Source organism: Frankia sp. CcMO1 (assembly GCF_977945845.1).
In genome coordinates, this window is the sequence record NZ_CDWTMG010000144.1 from 1 (window position 1) to 11,579 (window position 11,579).

Genomic DNA, 11,579 nt, shown 5'->3' on the forward strand with positions numbered 1-11,579 from the left:
CCGCGACGGGTAGGGGATCTCCGGGGCGTGCCGCTCCCACTCGGCCTCGCTCATCACGGCCGTCGGGTCGGTGCAGGCACGTTTGGCGATATGGGCCGGGTCGATGTCCCACAACCGGGCGGTGTTGTCGTCGCCGGAGGTGGCGGCCAGTGTGCCGTCCGGGCTGAACTGGACGCGCCGCACCGTCGCCGTGTGCCCGAGCAGGCCGCCGGCCGGCCGGGGATTACGCGGGTCGGAGATGTCCCACAGCCGGGCGGCCTTCCGCGCGGTCGTGCCCATCAGGTGCAGGTCGACGCGGAAGGCAACGCTACTCACCCAGTCCGATCGGTCGGTAAAGGTGTATAGCATTTTCGGTTCCGTCGGCGTGGCGATGTCCCATAGCCGGGCGGACCGGTCCGCCGAGGTCGATCCGAGAATCCTGCCGTCGGGCCGGAAGGCGAGCCCGAGCACCGCGTTCTCGTGCCCGTTGAGGATCGCGAGCGGCGTGGGCCGGGTCGGGGTCGACACGTCCCAGAGCCGGATGGTCCGGTCGTGGCTGCCGGTCGCGAGCATCCTCCCGTCCGGGCTGAAGGCCACGCTGTTGACCCAGTCGGTGTGTCCCACAAGGGTGGCCGCCAACCGCGGCTGGTGGGGATCGGTGATGTCCCACAACTTGGCGGTGTTGTCGGTGCCGGCGGTAGCCATGGTCTTTCCGCCGACCGCGAAGGCAACGCTGTTGTTGACGTCCCGCAGCACTGCCAGCGACCTGGGCCGCTCGGGCACGGAGATGTCCCAGAGCCGGACAATGTGGTCGTCGGTGGATGTCGACAGCAGCCGCCCGTCCGCGCTGAAGCCGCCCTGCAGGAAGGTACCGCTGTCCCCCGGGATGACCGCGAGCGGTCTGGAGGCCGTGGGGTTGCTGATGTCCCAGAGCCGGACGGTGCTGTCGTCGCTTCCCGTCACCAGCATTCTGCCGTTGAGGCTGAACCGTACACCGATCACCCGGTCGGTGTGGCCGGCCAGCGTACTGATCTCTACCCCGCCGAAGTTCTCAATCAGGCTGCGCTGGGCCTCCTCGGTGGGCTCGACACGGTAGGCCGCCAGCGCAAGTTGGCGGGCCAGCTGCGGTTGTGTCGTGCTGGCCGCCGCCTCGCTCGCCAGCCGGCGCGACACCTCGATGCTCTCGGGGACCGAAGCGGGGTCCTTGTGGATGACGAACATGAGGGTGGCCGTCACCGCTACCGCGACGGCGCAGAGACTGGCCACCAGCGACACCACCGTGCGCCGCTGCCACCGGCCGCGCCGCTGCTGCTTCGGCTCGCCACCCTCGGGGTGACCGCGGCCGGGTGCCGGACGGTCCAGTGGCGACAGGATGTCGTCGCTCGGCGGTGGCATCGCCGGATTGGCGGAACCGACGGAACCCTCGGAGTCAGACGGTGTCCGCGAGGCTCCGGCGTCTATCCGCGCCGGCGGCTTGACCGGCGGATCCGTAACCAGGGTGACGGCGGTCGGGCCAGCTTCGTCTCGCACCGCCGCGTCGACGTTGGAGTCGACGTTGGACAGGCCGAGGAGGGACTGGTAGAGATCGCTGGCGGTCGGCCGGTCCGCCGGCTCCTTGGACATCGTTTTTGCCACGATCGAACGGAGTCCATCGGGCAGGCTGTCGATCTTGGGTGCCTCGTGCACCGCCCGATACAGCAGGACCGGGGTCGTCGCCTTACCGAACGGGCCGATCCCGGTGCCCGCGAACGTCACCACTCCGCCCCAGGCGAAGATGTCCGCGGCCGCCGTGACCAGCTCGCCGCGCGCCTGTTCGGGAGCCATGAAAGCGGGAGTGCCGATCAGGCCGGTGGAGGTCGTCAGCGAGGTCGTGGAATCCATCGCGCGCGCGATGCCGAAGTCGATGACCCGCGGACCGAGTCGCGATAGCAGGACGTTCGACGGCTTCAGGTCACGATGGATCATTCCCGCGGCGTGGATGGCGGTGAGCGCCGCCGCGACCGAGATGGCGAGGCGTTCGAGGTCGGCCTCGGCCATGGGACCGTTGGCGGCGATCGCGTCCGCGAGCGTGGGACCGTCGATGAACTCCGTCACCAGATATGGGCGATCGGCCTCGACGTCGACCTCGAGCACCTCCGCGGTGCAGAACCGGGCGACCCGCTGGGCGACTTCGGCCTCACGGCGGAACCTGGCCAGGAACTCGGGCTGCCGCGCGAGGTCGGTACGGACGACCTTGACGGCCACGGGCCGCCCGTCCCGGCTCCTGCCGAGGTAGACGATTCCCATCCCGCCTTGGCCCAGCCTCGCCACGAGCTGGTACGTCCCGACGGTGACGGGGTCACTGTCGAGCAGCGGTGTCGCGCGGGAGTTTGCCACGTCCCACGGAACTGACCCGTCAGGCGTCGTCACGGCAACCGTCGCCGCGCGGTGTGCGAACCCACGGCCGCCCCCTCCCGTCGGAACCTGACCTCCACGCGCACTCATTGCGCACCGCGGCGCCGCACGCATGAGTGCCTACCGTCTCCGTTAGCAGCCCTGAATTCTGGCAACCGGCTCACGACGGAATTTGTGCCTGGATTCTAGAGGTGCCTGAAGGCGCGTTCACGGCGCGGCCCACCCCGAGAGCCCGACGTAGCGCATCGTAATTGCGTGGCAACTTCCCGTTGATGGTATCGGTCGCGGCGGCCCTGGCGATGCCGGGGCCACCGGGTCGCAACGGCCCACATGGGCTACCATCAGCATTGATCAAAGGGTACCGGGGCTATCCCTCGTAGGGGACGTAATGAAGTAACAAATACGTGATCGAGAGCATCATCGCAGGTCACAGGCCTGTGGAGGGTTCGAAACGCGCAAGTTATTTCATTTCGACTCCGTAACGGTCGCTCGCAACGGTCCCCATAAGACCCCATTGACTACCATCAACCTTGATCAAAAGGTACCGGGGGGACCGTGGAGGTCGATCTTGGCGAGGAGTTCCTTGCCGCCGAGCTGGGCGAACAAAGGGGAGACTCTTCCGTCGCGGCCTCGGTGATGCCCCCCAGGGAATATGCCGCGGATCGGATTGCGCCAAGGAGCGGTGCCGTCGACGGAACACCGATCCCAAGAGCGTCGGTCCAAAGAACGTCGATCCCAGGACCTCGGAGCGAGTCGCTGCCGAGCCCGCCGTCGGACCGACTGGTGTACGCCTACCTCGGCCGACAGCGTCGCTGGGTACTACTGTGCATGACCGCGTCATTCACCCTTGCCTCGTTCAGCCTGTTCAAGTTCACGCTGCTGGCGTCGGCGTTGTGGGTGTTTCTCCTGCTACTCGGGCTCAACGCGGTTTGTTCGGCCTTCACGATTGTGGCCACCCAGCACCGGCGGCGCGTAACCAGACAGAGCCATGAGAGCCTGGTCCGCGACTGGCGGTCGATCTACTACCCCAGCGTCGACATCTTTCTTCCCAGTGCGGGCGAACCCCTCCCGGTGTTGCTCAACACCTATTCACACATCGCCCGGGTCAGGTGGCCGGGGCAGCTACGAACGTACGTCCTCGACGACAGCGGCCGCCCGGAGATCGCCGCCGCGGCCGCCGCCCACGGCTTCAGCTACCTGAGCCGGCCGGACCGCGGCCGGATGAAGAAGGCCGGTAACATCCAGTTCGGGCTCGAGCACTCGCCCGGCGACTACATCGCCATCTTCGACGCCGACTTCTGCCCGCGGCCGGACTACCTCTTTCACCTGGCACCGTACCTCGACGACCCGGACGTCGGTATCGTGCAGAGCCCGCAGCACTTCGACACGAAACGGTCGATGGGCTGGCTGCAGCGGACCGCCGGCGCCACCCAGGAGCTCTTCTACCGCTGGGTGCAGCCGTCCCGCGACGCCGTCGGCGTCCCGATCTGCGTCGGAACCAATGCGATCTACCGGCGCGGCAGCCTGCGGAAGGCGGGCGGCTTCGCCCAGATAGAACACAGCGAGGACGTCTTCACCGGTGTCAAGCTGCTGGCGGCGGGCTACACCACCCGCTATGTACCGGTGGTGCTGGCGACCGGCCTGTGCCCGGCTGACCTGGCCGGTTTCATCAACCAACAGTACCGCTGGTGCAGCGGTTCCATGGCCCTGCTGCGGACCCGTCAGCTACGCCACATCAAGCTCGACTGGAAACAGCGGGCCTGCTTCTGGAGCGGGTTCCTCTACTATATTTCCACTGCGATCAACGTCTTTACCATTAACATGCCTGGCCTGTTGATGGTGTACGTCTACCCGGAGCTGGTGCGGCCCTATAACTTTCTGCCGTTCCTGGCCGCAGCCTGGGTGTTGCTGGTCCTGCTCCCGGCTACCAGCCGCGGTCGATGGCGTTTCGAAGTGCTGCGGGTACAACTTGTGTACAGCTTCTGCCACGCTGTCGCGATCCTGCACATGGTGCGTGGTCGCACGGCATCCTGGGTGGCGACCGGCTCCGTGCGCAAAGGGGGGAACCCGCTGGTCCGCAGCGTGGCTCGGACCGCCTTCTACTGGCTGCTGTTGACGACGTGCGCGACATGGATCGGCATCGCTCTCGACGTCTGGCGGTTCGGCTGGGAAAACTTTTGGCTCATGATTCTGTTCCAGCTCGGCCACAGCTATCTGAGCATCCCGCTCCTGTTCGAGCTTAGCCGCCTGCTCGTGGGGCGCGGCGACCGGCCGGCACGCAGCAGGCACCGCGCCAGGCAGTCTCAGCCCGACTCCGTGGTCCGGGCATGGACCGGCGGTCCGCAGGCCTACAGCGCGCCGGCCCACAACGCGCCGGCCAACAGCGCACCGGTCTCGCCCTCGCACGGCGCTCCACCCGCCAGCGCGGCCCTGCGCCAGGGGTGAAGCGACGTGGAACGTCACGACGACGACCTGGACTTCCCGGCCTCCGAGCACCTGCGCTGGCCCGACGGGCTGGCGATCACCGTCGGCCTGGCGGTCATCGCGTTGCTGGCCACCGGCTGGGTCGACCCGACCGTGCTATGGCACTGATCAGGCCAGACGGGCCATGAGAGCGGTCGGCATGAGGACCATGAGGACGACGGACGGCGCGGTCACGGACGGCACGGTCACCGTGCCGCTGCGGCGACCCCACCCGGGTCTGGTGCGGATCGAGGAACGGCTCGGTTTCCGCCCCGACATCGAAGGGCTACGCGCCCTGGCTGTGCTGCCCGTGCTGTGTTACCACGGTCAGGTCCCCCACGCCGCTGGCGGCTTCATCGGGGTCGACGTGTTCTTCGTTGTCTCGGGGTTCCTCATCACCAGCCTGCTCGTGCGGGAGGCCGAGGTCACCGGTCGGATAAGCCTGGCGGGGTTCTACGCGCGCCGGGCCAGGCGCATCCTGCCGGCGGCCTGCGTCGTCCTGGTGTTCGTCACCGTGGCGAGCTGGCTGACGATGCCGCCGCTGCGCCAGGCGGAGACGGTGCACGACGTCGCGGCGGCCTCGGTCTACCTGGTCAACTGGCGGTTCATCTCGAACCAGACCGACTACCTCGCCAGCGGTCGGGACCCCAGTCCGGTGCTGCACTTCTGGTCGCTCAGCGTGGAGGAGCAGTTCTACCTCGTCTGGCCGCTGCTCCTGCTGCTCGTCGTGCTGTTCGCCCGGCGCGCCACGATGTCGCTGGCCGCCGTCGCGGTCCCGGTCACGCTCGGGCTCGTCGCCCTGTCGTTGGCGCTGTCGCTGCACTGGACCCTGGTGGAGACGCCGGTCGCCTACCTGGGCTCGCCGGCCCGGGCGTGGCAGTTCGGCGTCGGTGCGCTGCTCGCCTTCGCCGCGCCGGCGCTCGCCAGACTCGACCGCGGCCGCACCGTCACCGGGGTGAGGATCGTGCTCGGCTGGGCGGGGTGCGTGGCGGTGGTGGCCGCCGTCGTCAGTTACGACAGCGTGACGGTCTACCCGGGCACGGCGGCCTTGTTGCCCACCTTCGGCGCGGCAGCGGTCATCGCGGCGGGTACCGGCGTCCACCCGGGACACCGCAGCCTCCGGGCGGGTGCGGGCCGGTTGTTGGGGACCAGGGTGCTGACCGTCATCGGAAGCCGGTCGTACAGCCTGTACCTGTGGCACTGGGCCGTGCTCGTCCTGGTCGAGGCGCGGGTGGGAGACCTGAGCTGGCAGGCGCGCACGGCAGCGGTCGCGGCCTGCGCCGTGCCGGCCGAGCTGTCGGTGCGGCTGGTCGAGCGTCCGGTGCGGCTCTCGGCGGTCGCGGCGTCGGGCTGGCGTCGTGGCCTCGCCATCGCCGTCACCGCGACGTTGCTGCCGGCCGCCACCGGCATGCTGGTCGGCACCGATGCGCTGCAGCGGATGCGGGGCGGTGGCCGGGACGCGGTGGCGGTGCTGCCGCACCTGCCCGCGGCCACGGTGGTGCGTGACCCGTTCGACCAACCCGGCGGCCTGTTGAGCGGCCCGGTGACGCCCGCGCCTTGGTCCGCGTACGACGACCTGCCGCGGCTTCCGGACGGCTGCATGGTAAGTCCCCGCCAGACCACGAGCCCGCCCTGCCAGCTGAACACCGACGGCGCCACCGGCCGGGTGGTCCTGTTGGGGGACTCGCACGCCGCCCAGTGGTTCGGGGCGGTCTACCACATGGCCCGCGGCAGCGACTGGTCGGTGGAGGTGCTGACCAAGGTCGGCTGCCCGTTACCCGCTATCTCGGTCCGCAGCGAGCAGCTCGGCCGGGAGTTCACCGAGTGCGACACCTGGCGAGAGAACACGTTTCGCCGGCTCGCCGCGGAACCAAAGCCGGACGTGATCTTCCTGAGTACGTACAACCGGTACACCGGCGACGAAGAAAAGGTTGTGGCGGGATGGCGGAACACGATCGCACGGCTCGCGTCCCTGGGTGCTCCGCTGGTCTACATCGTCGACACCCCGAATCCACCGGAAGACATTCCAGCGTGTATTTCCGGCGCAATCGACAACTGGCGGTCGTGCTCGTTCCCGCGGGATTCCGGACTGCCCCGCGACCCGCTGCTGCAGGCGGTCGTCGAGGGCCGCGAACCAGCGGTCAGCGCGGTCGACCTGAACGTCATCCTGTGCCCGGGGACCGGACCCTGCCCGGCCGTACGGGGCAGCGTGCTGCTGTACCGCGACGACTCCCACATCACGAACACGGCAGCGGTCATGCTCGGGCCGGCGCTCGAACACGCGCTGGTCACCAAGGTACAGCTACCGTCGCGGGGACCTCTGCTCCAGTCAAGCCAGACCGCGGGCACATCGCGTTCCTGACTTCGGTCCCGGTGGAATCCGGGCGTCGGGTAGCCTCGCCAACGAGGTGCGCCAAGGCCGTATTTCAGGACGCCTGTACACTTTTCAGTCATTGTTTGGATTTCGGTCATTGTTCGGCGGACGTACCAGCCAGACGGCCGAGGTACCTGGTGGGGAGGCGCTGATGCGACGGCGGTCTGCCGTCTGCCTGATGGTGGCGGCGAGCGTACTGGTTTTCGCCTGCAGCTCCCCCGGCGACGGCCCGTCGCGGGAACCTGTGCCCCCGAGCGGCGCCACCGGCGGCGCCGCTCGCGGCGCCGAGCCGTCGCGGGCGACCGTCGAAACCGTGTTCAGGACCCGTCCGCAGTTCGGCGTCACGGTGCCCGGCATCAGCCAGGCGTCGCTGGGCGAGGTTGCGCGCACGACGGGCTGCCTGCCGGCGATGGCCCAGTTCTTCGTCTCCGTGGCCCACGGCCTGGACCCAACGGTGCTCGGCGCGGTGCCGGTGACACCGATCGTGACGGTCGAGCCGTGGAACCCGGACAAGGGGGTCAACCAGAGCGACTTCACGCTCGACAAGACCATCGAGGGCCGGTGGGATGACCACTACCGGGCCATCGCGATGGTAGTGAAGAAGTACGGACGCCCCGTCCTGATCCGGTTCGCCCACGAGATGAACGGCTACTGGTACCCGTGGGCGTCGGTTGGCTCGAACACACCGGCGCTGTTCGTGGCGGCATGGCAGCACGTGGTCGGCCTCTTCCGAGACGCCGGCGTCTCGAATGCGCTGTGGGTGTGGTCGCCGAACGTGCTCCGCGGGACGTCGGGAACGCCGCTGGCCGAGTACTACCCCGGCGACAAGTGGGTCGACCTGATGGGTCTGACAGGGTACGGCGTGCAGGAGAGCTCCGCCGCGCAGACGTACGACCCGTCCATGGCCCAACTGGCCGCGCTATCGGCCAAGCCGGTCCTGCTGACCGAGGTGGGCGCCCAGCGGGACCAGTACAAGACCAGCTGGATCGCCTCGTTCGGCAGCTGGCTGCAGAGCCACCCCCAGGTGCTGGGGTTCGTCTGGACGGCGATGAACATCAAGGACGGCGTGAAGGGTGACTGGCGGTACGACGACTCGGAGGCCGACCTCGCCGCCTTCCGGGCGAGCCTGCTCGCCGGGAGAGTCGCCTGCTGACCACCGCGAGGAGCGTTCCGGAGTCGGCTGGCCAGCCGGGTCCAGCGGTCCGTGAGGTGAGCCCCGTTTCCCGGACACCTGGTTGTGGAGGGCCGGCTCAAGGACGTGATCAATCGCGCTGGAGACAAGGTCTCCGCGGAGGAGGTCGAAGACCACCTGCGCGCCCACCCTGGTGTCGCGGGCGTCGCCATCGTGCCCGTCGCCGACGCCGCGCTGGGGGAACGCTCCTGCGCCTGCATCATCGCATCCGGTCAACCGCCGCGGCTGAGCGAGCTCACGGCCTTCCTGCGCGACCGGGAACTCGCCGCGTACAAGCTGCCCGACCAGCTCCAGGTCGTCGACGTGTTCCCGCTGACCCCGGCCGAGAAGATCAACAAACGTGCTCTCGCCACGCTGATTCCCGATGCGACAACCGTTGCCAGTACCGATAGCGATTGTTGAGATACACACAGGCACGACCCATGAATAAATGCTAATGTGTGCATGTGGCTGATGCGATCTCGCCGGACGCCCTGGAGGCGGCCAGCGGGCTGCTGCGCGCGTTGGCCGCCCCGGTGCGGCTCGCCATGATCGCCGAGCTGGCGGACGGTCCGCGCTGCGTCCACGAGATCGTCGCCGCGGTCGGGGTCAGTCAGCCGCTGGTCTCCCAGCACCTTCGGGTCCTGCGGGGAGCGGGCCTGGTGGCATCGGCGCGCCGAGGACGCGAGATTGCCTACCGGCTGACCGACGACCACGTCGCGCACATCGTGCGCGACGCCCTCACCCACGTACAGGAGGAAACCCCATGACCACGACCACCCACCTGCCCCACCACACCGCCGAGGAGCACGCCCACGCCGAGGGCTGCGGGCACGTGGCGGTCCCGCACGCCGACCACGTCGACTACGTCCACGACGGGCATCTGCACCGCATGCACGAGGACCACGCCGACGACTGCGACCCCGCCGGCCACAGCGAGCACGCCGAGCATGCGCACCACCATGCGGCGGGATGTGGGCACGTCGCCGTTCCGCACCACGACCACGTCGACTACGTCCACGACGGCCACCGACACGCCGCCCACGACGGTCACTGGGACGAACACTGAGGTCACTGAGACAAACACTGAGCAGATCCCGGTCCCTCGACGCCTCTGGCAGGGTGGCGCTCATGACGACAGTCAGGCGCTGCGCCCGGCGGAGGGACCGGGCTACTCCGGGTAGTCGGCTGGGACGGCGGCTGACGCCGCCCCAAGCCTTCTAGATCATTAACAGCATATGATCAACCTCGGCGAAAGACGGAGGCCGAAGCCTCCGTCACGAGGCCATCCCCCTCGGTAGCCCCTACCTGCTGCTACTCCGCGACGCCCCGGACCGGCGACCTTCCGCACGCCCCTTGACCGTCACCAACGTTGTTAGCTAGCGTCGGCTAACGGCGTTAGCAACCACTGGCGATGGCCCGGGACCGAAAGATATCGATCATGTCGGACAGCTCGACCGACCGAGCGGCGAGGGCACAACGCCCCCGCCTGTCGCGGTCGGCCCGACCCTCGTGGCGGTCCCGCCCCCACCTCGCCCCCACAACATACGGGTACTCAAGATCATCATTGCCGGCCAACCGTTCCAGCACCCGACCAGACCCACCGGCGACAACCAGGTCGAAAGACCGAAGGAGCGGATATGACATCGAATCTATTCTACCGCGGGCCCGGCATCGCCGAGCTTCACGAAGAATACGCCAAGAAGCGCGTGCTCGACGAAAAGGCGCCGGTGAAGGCCACGGCGGAGATCTCCGTGGCCGCGCCGACCGAGAAGGTATGGCGGCTGATCAGCGAGATAGACCGGTGGCCGGCGTGGAGCCCCGCCGTCCGGGACGTGCAGGTTCACGGCGGGGTGGCCGTCGATACGTCCTTCATCTGGGTCAACGGGAAGTCACGGGTCCGCTCGACCCTGGCGGTCGTCGATCCACTCCACGAGATCACCTGGAGTGGGGTCTCCGCCGGCATCAAGGCTGTTCACCGCAACGTTCTCGAACGGACACCGGACGGTACGGTGCGGGCCACGATCATGGAATCGATGTCTATGCCCTTCCTCGGCCTCATCTTCAGCAGCACGAAACTCCGCAGCGGGCTGAATGACTGGCTCACGGCGCTTAGGAAGGCCGCCGAAAAGGCGTGACCTTCACCGCGCCTGGGTTCGGCTGTCGATGCGGTGACCACCGGCCGTCGCGGCGATCGCTGTGACCGCGAACACCACTGCCCAGACGCGATGCCCAGCCAGCGCCGTGGCGATCGCGGTCAGACAGAACAGGAGGATCTTCACCATCAGCAGCGCCGGCCCGCGAAGCCGACGTCGTGACGCGGGGGCGAGCCACACCCCCCAGCCGACGGCCGCCATCAGCGGCAGCAGGACCGCCAAGGCAACACCGACGACGGCTGACGAGGCGAGATCGAGTCCGGCACCCGCCAAAGTGCCCAGCATCGCGAGTTCGGACAAGAAAGCGAAAAACATGATCGACCCGCCCACCACGCCGCTGCGCGGGGTACCGCCATCTGCGCCAGACGAACCCATGAGAGGGAACATAGCGGGCCTTCCCGGGGAGTGAATTGCGATTCTGGGAACTACTGCCGCATCAGGCACCGTTTGCCCGCTTGACAACCTGACGTAGACGTCGGCCGTCGGCGTGCTTACTCCGCCAGATGAGGTGGCAGCGAATCATGCTGGCCTGGACGCGGTGGTCGCGGTGTTACTCGCCGCCGCCCACTCCCCGACCCGGGCGGCCTTCACCAACAGCCTACCCTGCATCAAACGACCAGCCCGGCAAACACGGGACCCGGCCGGCGCGTCCCCCGTAACAGGAAAAACCTGGGCCGATGCGGCGCTACCTGCCTCAGACGGCCGGCAACCTTCTGCGATCTCCACCACTCTAAGGGGACGTAATGAAGTAACAAATACGTGATCGAGAGCATCATCGCAGGTCACAGGCCTGTGGAGGGTTCGAAACGCGCAAGTTATTTCATTTCGACTCCTAAGGTACTTCCCCTTGACCTCAATCAAGGGGAATGGTCTGATATCGTAGGACCATACTCCGGAAATCGTAGCCATGCGCTGACGTTCACAGGCCCGCCCGCGAACGCGGGTTACGGACCGTTGAGTTCTGGACCAAGGGAGCCGTGGATGCACCGCGAAGGCGAACACAGCGGTTCCAGAAAGAGGCGGTACCGTGTCCTTGGGGGAC

General features: G+C 67.9%; 10 protein-coding genes. 8 read left to right on the forward strand and 2 right to left on the reverse strand.

From position 1 onward, the window contains the following. A partial coding sequence (locus AC08OU_RS16400) for a WD40 repeat domain-containing serine/threonine protein kinase (protein WP_476605243.1) occupies positions 1-2,388 on the reverse strand: 2,388 nt, incomplete at its 3' end. A gap of 813 nt (positions 2,389-3,201) precedes the next feature. Between AC08OU_RS16400 and AC08OU_RS16405 the strand changes: the two genes are divergently transcribed. From AC08OU_RS16405 to AC08OU_RS16440, 8 genes are all read left to right on the forward strand, one after another. Then, positions 3,202-4,818, forward strand: coding sequence for a glycosyltransferase family 2 protein (locus AC08OU_RS16405; protein WP_476601197.1), 1,617 nt, complete (start codon positions 3,202-3,204; stop codon positions 4,816-4,818). Between the two features lie 6 nt (positions 4,819-4,824). Next, positions 4,825-4,965 carry a hypothetical protein gene (locus AC08OU_RS16410; protein WP_023842071.1) on the forward strand — a complete coding sequence of 47 codons (141 nt, stop codon included), beginning with the start codon at positions 4,825-4,827 and terminating at the stop codon, positions 4,963-4,965. 40 nt (positions 4,966-5,005) lie between these two features. After that, a complete protein-coding gene (locus AC08OU_RS16415) occupies positions 5,006-7,198 on the forward strand; it encodes an acyltransferase family protein (protein WP_476601199.1) in 2,193 nt (730 codons plus the stop codon). A gap of 163 nt (positions 7,199-7,361) precedes the next feature. After that, complete coding sequence (locus AC08OU_RS16420) at positions 7,362-8,363, forward strand: glycoside hydrolase family 26 protein (protein WP_476601201.1); 1,002 nt, start codon at positions 7,362-7,364, stop codon at positions 8,361-8,363. 84 nt (positions 8,364-8,447) lie between these two features. Continuing rightward, positions 8,448-8,804, forward strand: coding sequence for an AMP-binding enzyme (locus tag AC08OU_RS16425; RefSeq protein WP_476601203.1), 357 nt, complete (start codon positions 8,448-8,450; stop codon positions 8,802-8,804). A 44-nt stretch (positions 8,805-8,848) separates the two neighbouring features. Beyond that, on the forward strand, positions 8,849-9,151 hold the full coding sequence (locus AC08OU_RS16430; RefSeq protein WP_476601204.1) for an ArsR/SmtB family transcription factor: 303 nt from the start codon (positions 8,849-8,851) through the stop codon (positions 9,149-9,151). Continuing rightward, positions 9,148-9,450 carry a hypothetical protein gene (locus tag AC08OU_RS16435; RefSeq protein WP_476601205.1) on the forward strand — a complete coding sequence of 101 codons (303 nt, stop codon included), beginning with the start codon at positions 9,148-9,150 and terminating at the stop codon, positions 9,448-9,450. Before AC08OU_RS16430 ends, AC08OU_RS16435 begins: the two co-directional genes overlap by 4 nt. Positions 9,451-10,021: 571 nt before the next feature. Next, entirely contained in the window at positions 10,022-10,519 is a 498-nt protein-coding gene (locus tag AC08OU_RS16440; protein WP_476601207.1) for an SRPBCC family protein, read from the forward strand. Positions 10,520-10,522: 3 nt separating this feature from the next. Here AC08OU_RS16440 and AC08OU_RS16445 read toward each other — a convergent pair whose 3' ends face one another. Then, on the reverse strand, positions 10,523-10,852 hold the full coding sequence (locus AC08OU_RS16445; RefSeq protein WP_476601209.1) for a YrdB family protein: 330 nt from the start codon (positions 10,850-10,852) through the stop codon (positions 10,523-10,525). Positions 10,853-11,579 lie beyond the last annotated feature (727 nt).